Source organism: Sphingomonas sp. (assembly GCF_004799495.1).
Classification (GTDB): Bacteria; Pseudomonadota; Alphaproteobacteria; order Sphingomonadales; family Sphingomonadaceae; genus Sphingomonas.
This window is the reverse complement of sequence record NZ_SSMY01000008.1, coordinates 266,808-286,831: the sequence shown is the minus strand read 5'-3', so window position 1 is coordinate 286,831 and position 20,024 is coordinate 266,808. Positions and strand designations below refer to the sequence as shown.

17 protein-coding genes are annotated in these 20,024 nt (G+C 67.7%); 12 read left to right on the top strand and 5 right to left on the bottom strand.

Annotated elements, in window-relative coordinates:
* Window positions 1–243: 243 nt before the first annotated feature.
* Window positions 244–1,191 carry a hypothetical protein gene (locus E7773_RS09320; protein WP_293990419.1) on the top strand — a complete coding sequence of 316 codons (948 nt, stop codon included), beginning with the start codon at window positions 244–246 and terminating at the stop codon, window positions 1,189–1,191.
* Window positions 1,192–1,198: 7 nt separating this feature from the next.
* Entirely contained in the window at window positions 1,199–2,389 is a 1,191-nt protein-coding gene (locus E7773_RS09315; protein ID WP_293990417.1) for a glycosyltransferase, read from the top strand.
* Here E7773_RS09315 and E7773_RS09310 read toward each other — a convergent pair.
* Window positions 2,378–3,835: a hypothetical protein gene (locus tag E7773_RS09310; RefSeq protein ID WP_293990415.1), complete on the bottom strand. Its 1,458-nt coding sequence runs from the start codon at window positions 3,833–3,835 to the stop codon at window positions 2,378–2,380. The two genes, E7773_RS09315 and E7773_RS09310, sit on opposite strands and share 12 nt — an antisense overlap.
* Before the next feature lie 87 nt (window positions 3,836–3,922).
* Here E7773_RS09310 and E7773_RS09305 point away from each other — a divergent pair, with 87 nt between their 5' ends.
* Window positions 3,923–5,542 (top strand): alkaline phosphatase D family protein, encoded by a 1,620-nt coding sequence (locus E7773_RS09305; RefSeq protein ID WP_293990413.1) that lies wholly within the window; start codon window positions 3,923–3,925, stop codon window positions 5,540–5,542.
* Here E7773_RS09305 and ubiG read toward each other — a convergent pair whose 3' ends face one another.
* Entirely contained in the window at window positions 5,543–6,316 is a 774-nt protein-coding gene (gene ubiG / locus E7773_RS09300) for a bifunctional 2-polyprenyl-6-hydroxyphenol methylase/3-demethylubiquinol 3-O-methyltransferase UbiG (RefSeq protein ID WP_293990411.1), read from the bottom strand.
* 52 nt (window positions 6,317–6,368) lie between these two features.
* Between ubiG and E7773_RS09295 the strand changes: the two genes are divergently transcribed.
* On the top strand, window positions 6,369–7,640 hold the full coding sequence (locus E7773_RS09295) for an aspartate kinase (protein WP_293990786.1): 1,272 nt from the start codon (window positions 6,369–6,371) through the stop codon (window positions 7,638–7,640).
* Here E7773_RS09295 and E7773_RS09290 read toward each other — a convergent pair.
* On the bottom strand, window positions 7,637–8,797 hold the full coding sequence (locus tag E7773_RS09290) for an aspartyl/asparaginyl beta-hydroxylase domain-containing protein (RefSeq protein ID WP_293990410.1): 1,161 nt from the start codon (window positions 8,795–8,797) through the stop codon (window positions 7,637–7,639). The two genes, E7773_RS09295 and E7773_RS09290, sit on opposite strands and share 4 nt — an antisense overlap.
* 103 nt (window positions 8,798–8,900) lie before the next feature.
* Between E7773_RS09290 and E7773_RS09285 the strand changes: the two genes are divergently transcribed.
* Window positions 8,901–9,929 (top strand): nitronate monooxygenase, encoded by a 1,029-nt coding sequence (locus tag E7773_RS09285; protein ID WP_293990407.1) that lies wholly within the window; start codon window positions 8,901–8,903, stop codon window positions 9,927–9,929.
* A gap of 4 nt (window positions 9,930–9,933) precedes the next feature.
* Here E7773_RS09285 and E7773_RS09280 read toward each other — a convergent pair whose 3' ends face one another.
* Both E7773_RS09280 and E7773_RS09275 read right to left on the bottom strand, forming a co-directional pair.
* Window positions 9,934–10,902 (bottom strand): hypothetical protein, encoded by a 969-nt coding sequence (locus tag E7773_RS09280; protein ID WP_293990405.1) that lies wholly within the window; start codon window positions 10,900–10,902, stop codon window positions 9,934–9,936.
* Window positions 10,902–11,243, bottom strand: coding sequence for a PadR family transcriptional regulator (locus tag E7773_RS09275; protein WP_293990403.1), 342 nt, complete (start codon window positions 11,241–11,243; stop codon window positions 10,902–10,904). The genes E7773_RS09280 and E7773_RS09275 overlap by 1 nt, the downstream gene beginning before the upstream one ends.
* 84 nt (window positions 11,244–11,327) lie before the next feature.
* Here E7773_RS09275 and E7773_RS09270 point away from each other — a divergent pair, with 84 nt between their 5' ends.
* From E7773_RS09270 to ftsH, 7 genes are all read left to right on the top strand, one after another.
* Window positions 11,328–11,906 carry a YdeI/OmpD-associated family protein gene (locus E7773_RS09270; RefSeq protein WP_293990401.1) on the top strand — a complete coding sequence of 193 codons (579 nt, stop codon included), beginning with the start codon at window positions 11,328–11,330 and terminating at the stop codon, window positions 11,904–11,906.
* Window positions 11,907–12,029: 123 nt separating this feature from the next.
* Window positions 12,030–12,605, top strand: coding sequence for a hypothetical protein (locus tag E7773_RS09265; protein WP_293990399.1), 576 nt, complete (start codon window positions 12,030–12,032; stop codon window positions 12,603–12,605).
* A 42-nt stretch (window positions 12,606–12,647) separates the two neighbouring features.
* Complete coding sequence (ptsP, locus tag E7773_RS09260) at window positions 12,648–14,924, top strand: phosphoenolpyruvate--protein phosphotransferase (protein ID WP_293990397.1); 2,277 nt, start codon at window positions 12,648–12,650, stop codon at window positions 14,922–14,924.
* Window positions 14,925–15,036: 112 nt separating this feature from the next.
* Window positions 15,037–15,996 (top strand): helix-turn-helix domain-containing protein, encoded by a 960-nt coding sequence (locus E7773_RS09255; RefSeq protein WP_293990395.1) that lies wholly within the window; start codon window positions 15,037–15,039, stop codon window positions 15,994–15,996.
* A gap of 64 nt (window positions 15,997–16,060) precedes the next feature.
* Window positions 16,061–17,017 carry a tetratricopeptide repeat protein gene (locus E7773_RS09250; RefSeq protein ID WP_293990393.1) on the top strand — a complete coding sequence of 319 codons (957 nt, stop codon included), beginning with the start codon at window positions 16,061–16,063 and terminating at the stop codon, window positions 17,015–17,017.
* Window position 17,018: 1 nt separating this feature from the next.
* A complete protein-coding gene (gene tilS / locus E7773_RS09245) occupies window positions 17,019–17,978 on the top strand; it encodes a tRNA lysidine(34) synthetase TilS (protein WP_293990392.1) in 960 nt (319 codons plus the stop codon).
* An 80-nt stretch (window positions 17,979–18,058) separates the two neighbouring features.
* The gene (ftsH, locus tag E7773_RS09240; protein WP_293990391.1) at window positions 18,059–20,023 is read left to right on the top strand and encodes an ATP-dependent zinc metalloprotease FtsH; all 1,965 of its coding nucleotides are present in this window, start codon (window positions 18,059–18,061) and stop codon (window positions 20,021–20,023) included.
* The last annotated feature ends 1 nt before the right edge of the window (window position 20,024 follow it).

Here is a 20,024-nt window from a genome sequence, read left to right as displayed (position 1 = left end):
TGTCAAAAGTTTCGCAGCGTATGCACAACGCTGACATAATCTTGCGACAGCCCCGCTTTATCGTGTTGCGGTGCAACATCGCCTTGCCAAAACCGGGGCGCGACCCCAGATGCCCGTGCGCGTCGAACTTGTCCCGCCTCGTTGTGGGGTAGGAACCTTGCCGTTAAGCGGCCATTATTTCCGGGCAGGGCCGGCAGCGATCGGAAAATCTATCCCGTGGATGGACAGAATGTTGGAGCGTCGATGAACAGCGGCTTTGTCGAGGCATCGACTCCCTCTGCGGGATTGTTGACCCCCAATCTGGCCGGCGCGGCGGAGGATCTCGCCGGGCTGGAACCGGTCAAAACGATCAAGAGCCGCTGGCCGATGGTGATCGCCGGTGCCCTGACGCTCGCGATGGTCGTCGGGCTGATCCATCAATTGCTCAAGTCCGGGCTGACTGGTCTGAGCCATGCGACACCTACCAGCTGGCTCTATTACGTTGCCTTCGTGCTGCTCTATTTCTCGCCGCCGATCGGCGATTACATCATCTTCCGCAAGTTGTGGCGTATCCCGCTCGAGGGGCTGGGCGCGCTGATGAAGAAGCGAATCGCGAACGAGGTCGTGCTGGGTTATTCGGGCGAGGCCTATTTCTACGCTTGGGCGCGACAGCGCGCGCAGATGGTCGCGGCGCCGTTCGGCGCGGTCAAGGACGTGATGATCCTGTCGGCGATCGCGGGCAATATCATGACGCTGGCGATGACCGCGCTCGCCATGTCGTCGCTACCGCCCGAATATATGCGCCCGATGCTGGTTGGGATGGGCGTCGTGGTGGCGATGTGCCTGCCCTTCCTGTTCTTCTCGCGACGCGTGTTCTCGCTCGACCGCAAGACGTTGTGGTGGGTGTTCGCGGTCCATATCGGCCGGCTCGCGGTGGGCAGCCTGGCGATCGCCTTCGCGTGGCATTTCGCGATGCCGGCCGTGTCGATCGGCGTGTGGCTGACCTTGTCGGCGACGCGGATGATGGTGTCGCGCCTGCCGTTCCTGCCGAGCAAGGACACGGTGTTCGCGACGGTTGCGATCGGCCTGCTCGGCGCGCATAACGACGCGCTCAAGAGCTTGATGGCGTTCACCGCCGCGGCAATCCTGCTGACGCACGTCGTGCTGGCGGCGGGCTTCGCGCTGCAAAGCCTGATCAAGCGGCAGATCTGAGGCGCCGATGCGCATTGTCGACGTCAACGAATTCTATTCGCCGACCGGCGGCGGGGTGCGCACCTATATCGACCGCAAGATGGCGATCATGGCCGACCTGGGCCACGAACTGATCTGCATCGCGTGCGGCAAGGAAGACCGCGTCGAGGAGCGCGTCGGCGGCGGCAAGATCATCTACGTCAAGTCGCCGGGCCTGCCGTTCGACAAGAATTACGGGCTGTTTTCGAAGGCCGAGCCGATCTGGCGCTGGCTCGACGAGCTCGACCCCGACGTCGTCGAGACGTCGTCGGTGTGGCGCCCGGCGTGGATCGTCGGGCGATGGCAAGGCCGCGCGCTCAAATCCTTCTTCATGCACAACGATAATATCGCAGCGTATCCGATGCGCTGGCTCGAAGGCCTCGCGTCGCCCGAGCGGATCGAGGCCGGGTGCTTCATCTACGCGCGCTACACCAACCGCCTGCTGCGCTTCTACGATACCGTCGTCACCAACGGCCCGGCGCTCGAAAAGCGGCTGAAGAAACGTGGCGTGCGGATCGACACGGCGATGACGCTGGGGATCGAACGCAGCCATTTCTCCCCCGATTTGCGCGACGAGCGGCTGCGCGCGGCGATGCTGCGCCAACTCGACTTGCCCGCGAACGGTCACCTGTTGCTGGGGATGGGGCGGCACCATGGCGAGAAGCGCTGGCCGATGGTGGTCGACGCGGTCGAGCGCGCGGGCGAGCGGCTCCCGATCGGGCTGATGCTGCTCGGCACGGGGCCGGAGAGCAAGCGGATCGAGGCGCGGATCGCGGGCAGCCCGCACATCAAGATGTTCCGCCCGGTCTACAACCGCCCCGAACTTGCGCGGATCATCGCTAGCTGCGACGCGCTGATCCACGGGTCCGAGGCCGAGCCGTTCGGTCTCGTGCCGTCCGAGGCGATGGCGTCGGGGCTGCCGCTGATCGTGCCCGACACCGGCGGGTGTGCAGAGATCGCCGACCCGCTGACGAGCGAGACGTTCCGCCCGCGCGATGCGGCCGATGCGGCACGCGCAATCGAGCGGCTGTTCGCGCGCGAGCCGGCGATCCTGCGCAAAGCGGCGGTGGTCGCGGCCGGGCGCGTGCGCACCGACCGCGAGCATGCCGTCGATTTGATGGACTATTACGCCGACCGCATTGCCGAAAAGGCCGGTCGCGCGCCGCGCCTAGTGGCCTGAGTCGCGCTTGAACACCGACATGCTGTCGCCTCCCAGCGGGACTTGCGCAGCCAGCCGGTATTCCTTCGCCATCCGCATGATGACCAGCGCGCGCAATTCGCTGCGCTCGCCGAAATAGGGCGTGCGCAGGACGACGACCGCGGGCTTGAGCGCGAGAATCCGCTCGATCTCGGCCTGCTGATCGACCCCGATCGCGCCGCGCTCGCGCTTGCGGCCGAGGTGGCTCGGGAAGACGTAGCGGCTGAGCCGGCACCGCCCGCTCATCGGATAGAGCATCGGGTCGCCCGAATAGACGTACAGGCACCCCGGCCCGTGCCCGATCGCGTCGATCACCCGCGCGAACTGCGCCGGCCCGCCGCGATTGAGCCGCTTGACGACGACCGTCGCCTCGCCGACGAGAAACGCGATCAGCAGCACGACCGTGGCGATCTTCGGCGAGCGGCGCGGATCGTCGGCGAACCCGGCGACGCAAATGCACAAGGGCACCAGCACCGGCAGCGCGTAATGATCGAACCACGATCCGAACACGAGCAGCCCGAGCACCGCCGCGAGCAGCCACGCGAACAGCCAGCCGCGTATTCCGCCCCGGTCTGTCCCGCGCAACCACGCCAGGATCGCGGCGGCGGCCAAGGGCGAGGTGATCAGCACAATCTTGAACAGATTGCCGAGCTGCTCGCCGATCGGATCGGGCTGGCGCGCGGCGATCGACTGGAAATTGGCGTAGAGGAATTCGGGGCCGTGCCCGATCGACGCATAATAGCCCCACGCCAGCGCGGTCGGCACCAGCGCGACCAGCGCCAGCAGCGCTCCCTCGACCAGCATCGGGACCGCGTGGCGCCGGCGGCGATGCTCGCGCCACAGCCACCACAGCCCGAAGAACAGCCCTTCGAACACCACCGAATATTTGATCTGGAGCGCGATGCCGACCAGCGCCATCGCCCCCAGCCCGCGCCGGAAGCGGCTTCCCGGATCGTGATCGCGGTCACTCGAGGCGATCAGCGTGGCGGCGCCGGCCATCAACAAATTGTAGAACACGGGCGCCTGCCCGCCCTGCCCCTCCAGCAGGTCGAGCCACACGATGTACGCGATCGCCCCGGCCAATGCGCCATGCCGCCACCCCGCGCGCTCCGCCAGCCGCGCGATCAGCGATGCGGTCATGACCACCGACGCCAGCGCCATCGCCTGATAGACCCAGATGCCGAGCGGCAACCCGAACGCGGCGGCGGGCGTGTAGAGCAGGAACAGCCCGATCGGCTTCCTGTCCCAGATGTCGACATAGGGCAACGCGCCGTCGAGCATCGACCGCGCGGTGACGAAATAGAAGCTTTCGTCGACATGGACGATCGGGTTGCCGAATGTCGCCACGCGCGCGATGATCGCGACGAGCAGCAGCTGGCTCCAGCGCGGCAGGCGCGCGATCGGTTGCAGGATGGCGGGAAGCGTCACGGGGCGCGACCTAACAGGCGCCCGGATGCCTGTCATCAATGCGCCACGAAGTCGGCGCAGGCAGGGCGGACAAAAGGGGAGATTGAGATGCTTCGGATCGATCGCCGCTCGTTGCTGATGACCGCGACGCTCGGGCTGGGCGCGTACGCCGTCCCCGGTTTCGCGCAGACCGGCACTGTCGCCGCGCTGACCGGTTTCACCCATGGCGTCGCGAGCGGCGAGCCGGCGACCGATTCGATGCTGCTCTGGACGCGCTACGTCCCGGCCGACGGCAAGCCCGTCCACCTGATCGCCGAGGTTTCCACCACGCCCGATTTCGCTGCTATCGTAACGAAGGGCATGGCGATCACCGGCTCTTGGCGCGACTGGACCACCAAGATCACCGTATGGGGCCTGCGGCCGGGGTCGCGCTATTTCTACCGCTTCATCGGCCCCGACGGCAGCACCTCGCCGGTCGGGCGGACCAAGACGCTACCCGAGGGGCCGCAGGCCAAATCGTTCAAGGCCGCAATCTTCTCGTGCTCGAACATGCCGTTCGGCTGGTTCAATGCCTATGCGCATGCCGCGAAGCGCGGCGACCTCGACCTCGCGATCCACCTCGGCGACTATTTCTACGAGTACAAACTGGGCGGCTATCCGCCGCTCAAGGACCAGGTGCGGCCGACCGAACCGGCCAACGAACTGATCCACCTCGCCGATTACCGCATCCGCTACGCGAGCTACCGCGCCGATCCCGACCTTCAAGCGCTCCACGCCCGGCTGCCGTGGATCGTGCAATGGGACGATCACGAGACCTCCAACGATTCGTGGGAGGGCGGCGCCGAGAACCACCAGCCCGACGAAGGCGACTGGACGCTCCGCAAGATCGCCGCTTTGCAGGCTTATCGCGAGTGGATGCCGGTCAGCGACGAGCCGTGGAAGACGTATGAGATCGGCAATCTCGCCACGCTGTTCCGGACCGAGACGCGCGATCTCGCGCGCACCAAGCAGCCCGAGGTGGCAGCGTTGTTCAAGGAGGCCGACCCCACCGCCGCGCTCAAGGCGTTCCGCGACGGCGCGTGGATGGACCCGGCGGCGACGATGATGGGGACGCAGCAGGAGGATTGGCTGTTCCATGCGCTGCGGCGGTCGGTGGTGGCGGGGCAGAAGTGGCAGATCGTCGGGTTCGGCACGATCATGGGCCAGACGGTGATGCCCGAGGCGGCGCTGGGCTGGGTCGATCCGACCGCGAGCCAGGGTGTGCGCAACTACGTCCTAAGCGGAATCCGCGCGGGCAAGCTCGGCCTGCCGTTCAATTACGACAATTGGGGTGGCTATCCGGCGGAACGCGCGCGGTTTCTGAAGGCGGCGCAGGGCGCGGGCGCGAACATGGTGGTGATCTCGGGCGACAGCCATAACGGCTGGGCCTACGACCTGGGGCAGGACCGCAAGCCCGCCGGGGTCGAGTTCGCCGGGCACAGCGTCACCTCGAACGGCTACGAAAGCGCGACCAGGACCGATCCCAAGGTCGTTGCGGCGGGGCTGGTCGCGGCCAATCCGGAGCTCAAATGGTGCGACACCAGCCGACGTGGCTACATGGCGCTGACGATCACCCCGACCAAGGTATCGAACGACTGGTTGTTCGTCGATTCGGTCAAGACGCGGTCGGCCAACGCCGTCGTCGGGCATACCGCGACGGTGACGCGGGGCCGCAACGTGATGGCCTGATCAGGCCCGGACCGCGGTCACGAAGTAATCGAGGTTCGTGTCGGTGCCGACAGTGAACCCCTTGCCGGGCGAGAAGCTCAACCCCGCAACATCGATCACCCGCAGCCCGGCGCCCTCGACCAGTGCGGTCAGTTCGTCGGGCGTCAGGAACTTGTTCCAGTCATGCGTGCCCTTCGGGATGATCCCCGCGCCTTCGCCGATCGCGATCATCGCCAGCCGCGACAGCGGCGTGCGGTTGGGGGTCGAGAGGATCAGCAGCCCGTCGGGCGCCAGCGCGCGCGCCAGCCCGGCGACGAATGCCGCCGGGTCGGTGACGTGCTCGATCACTTCCATGCTCGTCACGAGGTCGAACGTCTCGCCCGCCAGCGTCTCGATCCCGCCCGCACGGTAATCGATCGCGAGGCAGGACTGTGCGGCATGCGCCCGCGCCACGCCGATATTCTCCGCCGCCGCGTCGATCCCGGTCACCTGGGCACCCAGCCGCGCGAGCGGCTCGCACAGCAACCCGGCGCCGCACCCGACATCGAGCGCGCGCTTGCCCGCGAGCGGGGTGAACCCGACCCCGTCGCCGAGCCAATGCCGGTCGACTTGATCGCGAATGAACCCGAGCCGCGGCGGGTTGAGCCGATGGAGCATTGCCGACGAGCCCTTGGGGTCCCACCAATCCTTCGCGAGCTTGCCGAAATGCGCGGCTTCCGCCGGATCGATTGTGGTGCCAACCTTCGCTGCCGCCTGGTTGGATGTAGTTGCAGACGTTACGGTTGCGCTGTCCATGCGGCCTTCCTATCAGCGCGCCTTCCGCATTCCAAAGGACTTCCCGCTACCCGTGGCGCGCATCGTGATGAAATTCGGCGGCACGTCGATGGCCGGGATCGAGCGCATCCGTGCCGTCGCGCGCCGCGTGAAGCGCGAGGTCGATGCGGGGAATCAGGTCGCGGTGGTCGTCTCGGCGATGGCGGGCGACACCGACCGGCTGGTCAATTTCTGCCGCGAAGCCTCGTCGCTCTACGATCCGCGCGAATATGACGTGGTGGTGTCGTCGGGCGAGCAAGTGACGAGTGGGTTGCTCGCGATCGCGCTGCAGGCAGCGGGGGTGAAGGCGCGCAGCTGGATGGGCTGGCAATTGCCGATCCAGACCAGCGATGCGCATGCCTCCGCGCGGATCGAGGAGATCGACGTGGCGGCGCTCAACGCATCGCTTGCTGCCGGCGAGGTCGCGGTGATTCCCGGCTTTCAGGGGCTGGCCGATGGCGGGCGCGTCACCACGCTCGGCCGCGGCGGGTCGGACACGTCGGCGGTCGCGGCGGCGGCGGCGATGAAGGCCGACCGCTGCGACATCTACACCGACGTCGATGGCGTTTACACGACCGACCCGCGCATCGTGCCGCGCGCGCGCAAGCTCAAACAGGTGACCTACGAGGAAATGCTCGAGCTCGCGAGCGTGGGGGCCAAGGTGCTCCAGACGCGCTCCGTGGGCTTGGCGATGAAAGAGAATGTCCGTGTCCAGGTGCTGTCCTCGTTCACCGGTGACGATGCGCCGATGGCCGACACGCTGCCCGGGACGATGATCGTGGGCGAAGAGGAGATCGATGCAATGGAACGCCAGCTGATCACCGGGATCGCGCACGACAAGAACGAGGCGAAGATCACGCTGACCAACGTCAGCGACACGCCCGGATCGGTCGCCGCGATCTTCGCGCCGCTTGCCGCCGCCAGCATCAACGTCGACATGATCATCCAGAACATCGCGCACCAGACCGCCGACCACAAGGCGGCGACCGACGTGACGTTCACGGTGCCCGCGGTCGACCTCGCGCGCTCCATCCAGGCGCTCAACGAGGCGAAGGACGCCATCGGCTTCGACGAACTGGTCCACGACACCCGCGTCGCCAAGATCTCGGTGATCGGCGTCGGGATGAAGAGCCATGCGGGTGTGGCGAGCACGATGTTCACGACGCTCGGCGCGCGCGGGATCAACATCCAGGCGATCTCGACCAGCGAGATCAAGGTCAGCGTGCTGATCCACGAGGACGAGACCGAGCTCGCGGTGCGTGTGCTGCATACCGCCTACGGGCTCGACGCCGACGAAGCAGCTTAGTTCGCCGGCTGCGCCAGCGGCCCGCTGAACAACGCACCGACCTCGTTACGCTCCTGCGCGCTCAGCTCGGGGCGCCACACGTCGAAGATCAGCACGACGCGGTCACGGTCACTGTCGTTCCACGCTTCGTGCTCGATCGAATCGTCGAAGATCAGCAACCGGCCCTCCTGCCATTCGCGCACCTCGTTGCCGACGCGAAAGCCGCATTTGGGCGGGACGATCAGCGGCAAGTGGCACACCAGCCGCGTGTTGAACATGCCGCAATGCGCCCCGATCCGCGCGCCCGGCGCCAACAACGAAAACATCACCGTCGGCGAATTGGCGATGCGCGGCATCGGCGCCGCCTGCACCGCCGCCCAGGTCTGCGGACAGCGCGCGACGAACGCGTCGTTCGCGACGCCATTCTCGCACAGGAACAGCGCGCTCCAATCGGCGCTGTCGACCAGCGCCTTGTTGCTCGGGCGCGGCCGGTCGGGGTTGTGGTGGAGGTAGGGCCTGAACCCGTCGGCACCATCGGCCAGCACCGCCTGCAGTTCGGCGCGGATCGCATCGGTCGCGGCCTCGACCGCCGGCACCCAGTCGAACGCGGCGGTGTCGAAAAACTGGATCTGCGGCAGCCCCGGAAAATAATAAGATGTCGGTTCCTGCAGGAAGATTTTCTTCCGGCCCGCCGAAATGTCGAGCGATTGCTGGAAGCGCGGGCTGCGCGCGCCGGGGCCAAATCCTCGTGCGGTCAGCGCCGCCTCGCGCCCGGCGTCGAGCCGCGCATACGATTCCGCCAGTGTCGTTTCCGCACGGCGAAGCTCGGGAAGCAGATCGTCGGCGACCTGCTGTCCTTCGGCGACGCGGATCGCGCTTTCGTAGAATTTGAGCGCGCCCTGTTCGTCGCCGGCGCGGCTGCGGCAATCGGCCTTCATGATGTGCGCGCGGATCAGTGCCGGCTCGATCAGCAGGAGCTGGTTGATCGCCTCTTCCTCGGCCGCCGCATCACCGTCCGCCCGGCACGCGGTCGCGTGGAGCAGCCAGATCTGGACGTTCGCGCGCCCCGTCTGCGTCACGCGTTCGAAACAGCGCCGCGCTTCGGCCGCGCGTCCCTGCTGGAGCGCCTCCACCCCGCGCCGGACCAGCGCCACCGCCTCTTCGTTGCTCAACTGCATCGCGCAATTCTTACGGACTATGGCGGCAATCGCCAGCCCCCCGAGTCCGGAGCGGATCACTCCGCGCTTGCCCCTTGACCGCGCCGAAGGCTAACCCGCCGCCATGACTGCATCCTCGATCGGCGCCGAGCGCCTGGCCCGCCGCATGGCCCGCGGCGTCGATTTCCTCGGGTCGGAGGTCGCGATCCTGTGCGGGGCGATGTCGTGGGTCAGTGAGCGCAACCTGGTCGCGGCGATCTCCAACGCGGGCGGGTTCGGGCTGATCGCGTGCGGCGCGATGACGCCCGAACTACTCGATGCCGAGATTGCGGGGACCAAGAAGCTGACGTCGAAACCGTTCGGCGTGAACCTGATCACGATGCATCCGATGCTATTCGACCTGATCGCGGTGTGCGCGAAGCATGACGTGACGCACGTCGTGCTCGCAGGGGGACTGCCGCCCAAGGGGTCGCTCGAGGCGATCAAGGACACGGGCGCCAAGGTGATCTGCTTCGCCCCCGCGCTCAGCCTCGCCAAGAAGCTGATCCGCTCGGGCGTCGACGCGCTGGTGGTCGAGGGGATGGAGGCCGGCGGGCATATCGGGCCGGTCTCGACCAGCGTGCTCGCGCAGGAAATCCTGCCCGACGTGGCCGAACAGGTGCCGGTGTTCGTCGCCGGCGGGATCGGGCGCGGCGAGGCGATCAGCGCGTATCTCGACATGGGCGCTGCGGGGGTCCAGCTCGGCACACGCTTCGCCTGCGCGACCGAATCGATCGCGCACGAGAATTTCAAGAAAGCGTTCTTCCGCGCCTCCGCGCGCGACGCGGTGTCGAGCGTCCAGATCGACCCGCGCCTCCCCGTCATCCCGGTCCGCGCGCTCAAGAATGCCGGGGGCGAGCTCTTCACCGCCAAGCAGCGCGAGGTCGCGCAGATGCTCGACGAGGGCAAGGTCGAGATGCTCGAGGCGCAGCTCCAGATCGAGCATTACTGGGCGGGGGCTTTGCGTCGCGCGGTGATCGACGGCGATGTCGAGCATGGCAGCCTGATGGCTGGGCAATCGGTGGGCATGGTTACGAAGGAAGAGCCGGTCGCCGAGATCATCGCGCAACTGATGGCCGAGGCCGCCCACGCGCTGGAGAAGCGCGCGGGCTGACCCTTCAGCGCCGCGCCATCGCGACTATCCAAATCTCCTTGGCGCACTGGAATAGCCAGATCACGCCGATGACGATGATCGCATAGTGGATGCCGAGATTGGTGCTGCGCTCGATCTCGGCGACCTTGATCGCGGGCAGCGTCGCCGAACTTGCGGTGACCCAATGACCGGCGCGGTAGATCAGCGCCAGCGTCACGATCGCGCCCGCCGTGGTCGCGACGTTCAGCCCAATCCGCACGGCTTTCCAGCGCGGGCGCAGCCATTGCACGAGGTTGAACGCGAGCCGCGCGAGCATCAGCGCGAGGATCGGCCCCCACATCGCCGTCCAGATGGGATCGGGGATCAGCGTCAATCCCTGCACGTTGCTCCACGCGATCGGCAGCGGGACCAGCCCGACCCACCACAGGATGAAGCCGATCCCGAACGCGATCTCGAATACCGCCTCCCACGCGCTCTTGGGCTTGGTCTTGACCGTGAAATCGCTCAGGTCGGGAAGTTGATCCGGCGACCAGCGGTTGAGGTGATCGGTCAGCCAGCCCGTCCGTTCGATCACTGCGAAGATCAACGTGACCAACCCTGCGTTGCCGAGCAGCGACCACCACGCGCCGCCGAACGCCTGCGCGAAGGCGCGCACCGGATGCCCGCCGAACAAGACGTCGCCCGCCCCCGACACGATCAGCAACACGACGCTGAGCGCCAGCACGACCTTCAGCGAGAACCAATAGAATGGGAACAGGTCCGGCCCGATCAGCGATTGTTGCGTGCCGTAGCGCGCGGCAACGACCAAAGGATGGCCGAAATCGCGGAGCAGCGCGCTGATCTCCTTATCGTCGAGCGGGCGGCCGAGCGATTCCTCGTGGTCCTCGACCCGGCTGGCGATCAGGTCGCGCAATTCGGCGATCACGTCGTCGGCATTGGCCGCGCGCGGCAAGTTCCAGCGGATCGCGGTCAGGTAGCGGTCGATGAGGTCCATCACTTGTCCTTTTCGGTGAGGCGCAGGATCGATTCGGAAATCGCGTTCCATTCGCCGAGCAATTGCGCGAGCGTCTCCACGCCAACGGAAGAGAGGCGGTAGAAGCGCTTGGTGCGCTTGGCGTCCTCGCGCCATTCGCTGGTCAACAGGCCCTGCGCTTCGAGCCGGCGCAGCAGCGGGTAGAGCGCGCCTTCGTCGATCGGCAGCCCCGCTTCCTCCAGGCTCTGGCGTAGCGTGTAGCCGTAGCGTTCCTCGCGCAGCGCCCCGAGTACCGCGAGCACCAGCGACCCGCGCCGGAGCTCGACGCGCATTTTTTCGAACAGGTCATCGTCGACGGCCAAGACTGTGCCTCACATGGTGTATGACATACACTGTATGATGCACAGTGTTTGCGGAGTCAAGCGGGGTGATGCAGGTTTGCGCGCGTGGAAACCAAAGCCGGCCTGCCGATCCTCGATTTCGCCGACCTCGCCGCGTGGGAGGCGTGGCTGGCCGAGCAACCGCGTGACGCCGCCGGCCTGTGGCTCAAGCTGGCCAAGGCAGGGAACGCCGTATCATCGCTGACCAAGGCGCAGGCGATCGACGGCGCGCTGTGCCATGGCTGGATCGACGGGCAGATCGACAAGTACGACCATGCCTGGTTCCTGACGCGCTTCACTCCGCGCAAACGGGCGAGCAAATGGTCGAAGAAGAACCGCGCGCGAGCGGATGAACTGCTGGCGGCGGGCCGTGTGTCGGCGGCGGGGCGCGCCGAGATCGACGCGGCGAAGGCGGATGGACGCTGGGACGCGGCCTATGCCCCCGCCTCGACCGCGACCGAGCCCGCCGACCTCAAGGCCGCGCTCGATGCAGACCCCAAGGCGCGCGTGTTTTTCGACACACTGACCGGCGCGAACCGCTACGCAATCCTTTACCGCGTCCAGACCGCGAAGAAGCCCGAAACGCGTGAGCGCCGAATCGCAAAGTTCGTCGCGATGTGCACGGCGGGCGAAACGCTGCACTGAAAAAGGTTCCCCGACAATCGTCGTAAGCGGGCGGTTAACGCCGCTTTTGAAGGACTTGTTGCCCGAGTCGAGGTGACCCTCGCCTTCGCGCTGCAACGGGGCGGCGCGTGAGGGGGTTGTATCATGCGTATCGTTCATACCTTACTGTCGGCCGGGCTGGCCGCCGGCGCCTTGGTCGCGGGGGCGCCCGCCGCCGCAGAGACGTTCAAGCCGGCGGTCGTCTCCGCCAATCTCTCGCCGCTCGAAAGCCTGTGGCACCTGCGTGCCGCGCTCAACGTCGCCGCCCTCGGCTGCCGCGACGCCGACGAGGTCACGACGATCGCCGAATATAACGCGCTGATCCACGGCCAGACCGCCGCGCTCGCCGCCGCCGGCGCCGCGGTCGACGCGCATTACAAGGCGCAATATGGTGCGTCGTGGCAAAGCGCGCTCGATCGCGACATGACCAGGCTCTACAATTATTATGCGCAACCGGCGGCGCAGGCGGAATTCTGCGCCACCGCCAAGACCGTGCTCGCGCAGGTCGCGAGCGTCGATCCGGCAAACCTCGCCGATTTCGCGGTGGCCGAAATGCCCGCGCTCGACGCACCGTTCTGGAGCCCACCACAGGACCAGCTCGCGGCGGCCGATCCGGCACCGGCTGCGGTGCTGGCGATCTCCGCGGCGGTGCCGGTCGGGCCGTCGGGCCTGAATCGGTAATCGCCTATCGCGGCGGGGACAGCGATCTGTTAGCGGGTCGGCATGGCCGTCACCGCCGCTGCCTCCGCCCGCGAGATCCTCGTCAACCTCCATGAGGTGATGGCGGCGCGGTCGAGCCCGCAAGCGAAGCTCGATGCGGTCGTCCGGATCATCGGCGAAGCGCTCGATAGCGAGGTCTGCTCGATCTACCTGTTGCGCGAGGGGCTGCTCGAGCTCTACGCCACGCGCGGCCTCGACCAAGCCGCGGTGCACGTCACCAAGCTCGCGCCCGGCGAGGGTCTCGTCGGCACGATCGCGCAGAATGTCGAGACGCTGAACCTCGACGAAGCGGCGGCGCACCCCGATTTCGCCTATCGTCCCGAAACCGGCGAAGACGAATTCCACAGCTTCGCCGGGGTGCCGATCATCCGCCGTGAGCGCGCGATCGGCGTGCTCGCGGTCCAGCACGTCGACCCGCGCAAGTATGAAGACGTCGAGATCGAGGCGCTGCAAACCGTCGCGATGGTGCTGAGCGAACTGATCGCCAGCGCCGGCCTCGTCGACCAGCGCAGCGACGCCGCGTCGCGCCCACCATCGACCGCCTCGATCCGGCTCGATGGGCTCAAGCTGGTCGAGGGGATGGGGATCGGCCACGCGGTCTATCACCAGCCGCGCATCACGATCGAGCACACCGTCGCCGAGGACACCGAGGCCGAGCGCCACCGCGTCTACGCCGCGTTCGACAAGATGCGCGAGCAGATCGACAAGATGGCGGCCCAAGCCGAGTTCGGTGTCGGCGGCGAGCACGACGAGGTGCTCGCGATGTACAAGATGTTCGCGTACGACGAGGGCTGGAGCCGGCGGATCAACGAGGCGATCGACAGCGGCCTGACCGCCGAAGCCGCGATCGAGCGCGTCCAGCAGCGCACACGGATGCGGATGCGCCAGATCGGCGATCCGCTGCTCCAGGACCGGATGCACGACCTCGAAGACCTGTCCAACCGGTTGCTTCGCATCGTGTCGGGACAGATGGGGACGGCGGCGCAACTGGGCCTCAGGCAGGACACGATCCTGGTCGCGCGCAACCTCGGCCCCGCCGAGCTGCTCGAATACGACCGGCGGCGGCTGAAGGGCGTGATCCTCGAGGAAGGGTCGCTGACCGCGCACGTCATCATCGTCGCGCGCGCCATGGGCGTGCCCGTGCTCGGCCGCGTGCGCAGCGTGCGCCAGCACGTCGGCGACGGCGACCTGCTGCTGCTCGACGTGACCGACAGCGGCTCGGCGCTGGTCCGCCCCTCGGCGGCGATGGAGGAGGCATTCGACGCCAAATTGATCCTCCGCCAGAAACGCCGCGCCGCGTTCGCCGCGCTCAAGGCCGAGGCACCTGTCACGAAGGACGGCACGCGGCTGACGGTGATGTGCAACGCGGGGCTGCGCGACGACGTGGCGGCGCTCGACGTGACCGGCGCCGACGGGATCGGGCTGTTCCGCACCGAGTTCCAGTTCCTCGTCTCGGCGACGCTCCCCCAGCGCGAGCGCCAGTTGCGGCTGTACAAGGACGTGCTTGACGCGGCGGGCGACAAGCCGGTGGTGTTCCGCACGGTCGATATCGGCGGCGACAAGGCGCTCCCGTACCTCAACACGCACGACGAGATCGAGGAGAACCCCGCGATGGGATGGCGCGCGCTCAGGCTCGCGCTCGAACGCGGCGGGCTGATGAAGGCGCAGGCGCGCGCGCTGATCGAGGCCGCCGGGGGCCGCACACTCAACGTCATGTTCCCGATGGTCAGCGAGCCGTGGGAATTCGACGAGGCCAAGGCGCTGTTCGAGGCGCAGCGCGAATGGCTCGGCGCGCGCGGCAAGCGGCTCCCCGCCGAGATTCGCTACGGCGCGATGCTCGAAGTGCCGGGGCTGGCCGAGCAACTCGACCTGCTGCTCCCCAACCTGCAATTCCTCTCGGTCGGCACCAACGACCTGACGCAATTCCTGTTCGCCGCCGACCGGGCCAACCCCAAGCTCGCCGAGCGCTACGATTGGCTGAGCCCGTCGATCCTGCGCTTCCTCAAGCGAGTCGTCGCGCCGTGCCGCGATGCCGGGGTGACGCTGGCGGTGTGCGGCGAAATGGGCGGGCGACCCTTGGAGGCGATGGCGCTGATCGGACTCGGGATCGAGCGGCTGTCGATCACCCCGGCCGCGGTCGGCCCGATAAAAGCGATGGTGCGCAGCCTCGACCGCGGTGCGATCGTGGCCGAGCTCGACCGCCTGCTCGCCGCCCCGCCGCGCGACCTGCGCGGGCACCTGACGCGCTGGGCGAACGAAAACGGCGTCGAGCTCGCCTGAATCGGCGACGGACCGCATCGACGGGACGTTGACAGGCGGCAAGGCTTTGGCCGACAGCCTGCTCCGGCAGCGGGCCATTCGAGGGTCGCACCTCCCGGTGCCGGAGAGCGATATGGACGACGATCAGACCGCGCAGCAGGAATCGCTGTTTCCCAAGAGCACCGGCGACAAGTTGCGCGAGGCGCGCGAGGGACTTGGCCTGACGCTGTCCGACATCGCCGGCCGGACGCGCGTGCCGATGCGCCACCTCGAAGCGATCGAGGCGGGTGATTATAGCGGCCTGCCCTCGCCCACCTATGCGATCGGTTTCGCCAAGGCCTACGCGCGTGCCGTCGGGCTCGACGAAAAGGCGATCGCGAACGAGGTGCGCAACAACCCGCATCTGCCGGTCGCGCCGACCACCGACTATGAAGCGTATCAGCCGCGCGACACCAAGCATCTGCCGTCGCGCAGCGTCGCGATGGCCGCGGGCGCGATCGCGGTGCTGTTATTGGTCGGGGTGGCGATCTGGTACGGCACCGGCCTGTTCCGCGGATCGGAAGAACCCTTGGCAATCCCGCCCGAGAACACCATCGCCGCCGCTCCCGAAGCAACCCCGACCCCGGTCGGCGGCGGACAAGTGACGCTGACCGCGACCTCCGCCGTATGGGTCAAAATCTATGACGCGACCGGCAAGACCTTGCTCGAAAAGACCATGGCGCAGGGCGAGCGCTTCGACGTGCCCGCCGACGCCAACAACCCGATGATCACCACCGGGCGACCCGACCAGATCCAGGTGACGGTCAACGGCTCGTCGGTGCCGCCGCTCGGCACCGGCCGGGTCGCGATCAAGGACGTGCCGATCAGCGCCGCCGCGCTCCAGGCGCGCGGGACGAGCGCGCCGACGGCCGCTCCCGCCGCCACGCCGCCGCCCGTCGTCGCGCCGAGCCCGGCCGCCTCGTCGGCCGTGCCGCCAGCGTTCCGGCCCACGCCGCGCCCGACCGAGCGCCCGACGCCACGGCCGACCCCGAAAGCGGCGCCGACTCCGGAAAACTTGCTGCCGCCCAGTATCGCGCCGACGCCCGCGCCATGATCGCAGTGGCGCGGCGCGACGATCCGCGATAGGCTGAGCGCCGCGGGTCATTTCGGGGATGGGTATGCGTAAATTTGTGATGCTGGGGGCGATCGCAGGCGGGCTGGTGCTCGCCGCGCCGGTCGACGCGCAGAATTCGGGGCAAGGGCAGGCGATGTCGCTCGACGCGCGCGTGTCGCAGGTCGAAAAGCGGCTCAACACGGTCGAGCGCGTGATCGGCCGCACCACCGGCGGCACGCCGATGGTCCAGCCCGATATCGGCCCGCCCGACGGCGCGGTGTCGCCCGCTGGCACCCCGGCGACCGCGCCGCTCGCCGACCTGCAGGCGCGGGTCGCTGGCGTCGAGGGAGAGGTCAACGGCCTCACCAACCGGGTCGAGACCGCCGAGCACCGGCTGCAACTGCTCGAAGCCGATTTCGCGGCGTACAAGAAGGCGACCGACGCCCGGCTGCGCGCGCTGGAGGATGGCCGCGCGAGCGCCGAGCCGCCCGCAGCGGTGTCCGACGGCCCCGCCCCCGTACGCCCGACGCGGCCCGCGGCGACGACGCCCAAGCCCGCGCCCGCCGTCGATTCCGGCCGCGCCGATCGCGTCGCCGCCGTGCCCAAGCCGACTGGCGCCGACGCCGCGGACAAGGGTACTTATGCCTATAATTACGGCTATCGCCTGTGGAAGGCGGGACTGTACCCCGAGGCCGAGACGCAGCTCGACAAATACGCCACGCGCTTTCCCAAGCACCGGCTGGTCAGCCGCGCGCAGAACGTACTCGGGCTGATCTACCTCGACGACGGCAAGCCCAAGGAAGCGGCGGAAATCTTCTACGCCAATTATTCGAAGCTGCCCGACGGCGAGCGCGCGCCCGACAGCCTGCTCAACCTGGCGCGTGCGCTGACCGCGCTCAAGCGGCCGGCGACCGACATTTGCCAGGTCTACAAGGAGCTCGGCGACGTCTATGGCGACAAGCTGACGCCCGCGCAGCGCGCCGATGCCGACAAGGGCCGTGCCACCTACAAGTGCAAGTGAATTGAGCGCGGATGAGGTCGCGCGGTTCGTGCGCGACCTCGCCGCGCTGGCCGACCCGGACGCGCGCGTGCTCGTCGCGGTGTCGGGCGGCCCGGACAGCCTCGCGCTTCTGCTGCTAGCGCATGCCGCGCTGGGGACCCGCTGCCACGCCGCGACGGTCGATCATGGCCTGCGTCCCGAAGCGACCGACGAAGCGAAGTGGGTCGCCCATCTGTGCGCGGCGCGCGGGATCGACCACGCGATCCTGACCGCGCCACTGCCCGACCGCGCCGGCCGCACCGCCAACGTGTCGGCACGCGCCCGCGCGCTACGCTACCGCCTGCTCGAATATCATGCCGATGCGATCGGCGCGGGTGTAATCGCGACCGCGCATCACGCCGATGATCAGCTCGAGACATTGATCATGCGGCTCAACCGCGGCGCCGGGGTGGCGGGGCTTGCCGGGGTGCGCGCGCGAGTCGGCCGCATTATCCGGCCCTTGCTCGGGTGGCGCCATGCCGAATTGGTCGCCCTGGTCGCGGAGCACGGCATCGCCGCGATCGACGACCCCAGCAACGTTAGCGACCGCTTCGACCGCGCGCGGCTGCGCAAGGCGCTGGGACGGATCGACTGGCTCGACATCGACCGCGTTGGGGCGAGCGCGCGCGCGCTGGGCGACGCCGAGGATGCGATCGCATGGATGGTGCGTCGGCTTGAGGTGGAGGTGTGCCGGCACGACGCGGACGGGTCGACGATCGCTGCCGGCGACCTGCCGTTCGAAGTGCGCCGGCGCTTGCTCGAACGCTGTGTCGCGCGGCTCGACCCGGGCGCGGAGTTGCGCGGCGGTGCCGTGGCCGACGCGGTTCACCTGCTCGATACGGGACAGGCGACGATGCTCGGCGACGTCCTGTGCACCCCGCGACACCCGGAAACCGGCCTGGAATACTGCTTTTCGGCGGCTCCGCCGCGCCGGACGGGCTGATCGGCCCAAAGCGGGTCTTGTTCCATTGCCATTAAGGGTTCGCGGCTTATCTTGTGCGCCACGAAAGGTATTCCGCGACCATGAACGAGAACGACAAGCAGCCCGGCCCCGACGGCGGCAGTAACAACTGGATGAAGAACCTGGTCGTCTGGGTCGGCATCCTGGTCGCGCTCGCGCTGCTGGTGACCGTGCTCGGCGACCGCTCGGGGACCGCGCCGGGCAAGACCTTGTCCTATTCGGCGTTCCTCAACCAAGTGAAGGAAGGCAAGGTCGCCAAGGTTGAGATCGCGGGTACGGTGGTCAACGGCACGCTCAACGATGCCTCGACCTTCCGCACCAACTTGCCGGCCGTGGCGGATCCGCAACTCTATCCGACGTTGACCGCGAGCAGTGTCGACGTCGTGAACAAGCCCGAGGAGCCCGCCTCGATCTGGACCTATCTGCTGGTCCAGTCGCTACCGTTCATCCTGATGCTCGGGATCGCCTTCTTCGTGCTGCGCCAGATGCAGAAATCGAGCGGGTCGGGCGCGATGGGGTTCGGCAAGAGCCGCGCCAAGATGCTCACCGAAAAGCACGGCAAGGTGACCTTCGACGACGTCGCGGGCATCGACGAGGCGCGCGAGGAATTGCAGGAGATCGTCGAGTTCCTGAAGGACCCCACGAAATTCGCCCGGCTCGGCGGCAAGATCCCCAAGGGGGCGCTGCTCGTCGGCTCGCCCGGCACCGGCAAGACGTTGCTGGCGCGCGCGATCGCGGGCGAGGCGGGCGTGCCGTTCTTCACCATCTCCGGCTCGGATTTCGTCGAGATGTTCGTCGGCGTCGGTGCCAGCCGCGTGCGCGACATGTTCGAACAGGCCAAGAAATCGGCGCCGTGCATCGTCTTCATCGACGAAATCGACGCGGTCGGGCGCCATCGCGGCGCCGGCCTCGGCAACGGCAACGACGAGCGCGAGCAGACGCTCAACCAGCTGCTGGTCGAAATGGACGGGTTCGAGGCGAACGAGGGCATCATCATCATCGCCGCGACCAACCGCCCCGACGTGCTCGACCCCGCGCTGTTGCGCCCGGGCCGGTTCGACCGTCGCGTGACCGTCCCGCTGCCCGATATCGAGGGCCGCGTGCAGATCCTCCAGGTCCATATGAAGAAGGTGCCGCTCGCCCCCGACGTCGATGCGCGCACGCTCGCGCGCGGCACGCCGGGCATGTCGGGCGCCGACCTGGCCAATCTGGTCAACGAAGCCGCGCTGATGGCGGCACGGCTCGGCAAGCGGCTGGTGGCGATGGCGCAGTTCGAGCTCGCCAAGGACCGCGTGATCATGGGCACCGAGTGGAAATCGCTCGTCATGACACCCGAGGAAAAGCGCATGACCGCCTATCACGAGGCCGGGCACGCGCTGGTCCGCGTCCACGAGCCCGCGTCGGACCCGATCCACAAGGCGACGATCATCCCGCGCGGCGGTGCGCTCGGCATGGTCGTGTCGATGCCCGAGCGCGACAATTATTCGTACCACCGCGACAAGATGTACGCCGACCTCGCCACCGTGATGGGCGGGCGCGCGGCGGAGGAGATCATCTTCGGCTACGAGAAGGTCTCGTCGGGCGCGAGCGGCGACATCCAGCAGGCGACCAAGCTCGCCCGCGCGATGGTGATGCGCTGGGGCATGTCCGACAAGCTCGGGCCACTCGAGTATGAGGAGCAGCAGGGCGAGACGTTCCTCGGCTATTCGCAGTCGCAGCGGCACAATATGTCGAACGAGACCGCGCTGTTGATCGACAACGAGATCAAGCGACTGATCGAAGATGGGCACAAGCGCGCGACGCAGGTGTTGACCGATCACACCGACCAGCTCCACGCGATCGCTGGCGCGCTGCTCGAATATGAGACGCTGACCGGCGACGAGATCAAGCGGCTCGCGGCGGGCGAGGACATCGGCCGGCCCGATCCGGGCGCGGCGCCCCCGCCGCTCCCCGCCGGCGGCACGTCGATTCCCAAGACCAAGCGCCCCAACGGCCCATTCGGCAATCCCGCGCCCGCGGGGGCGTAAG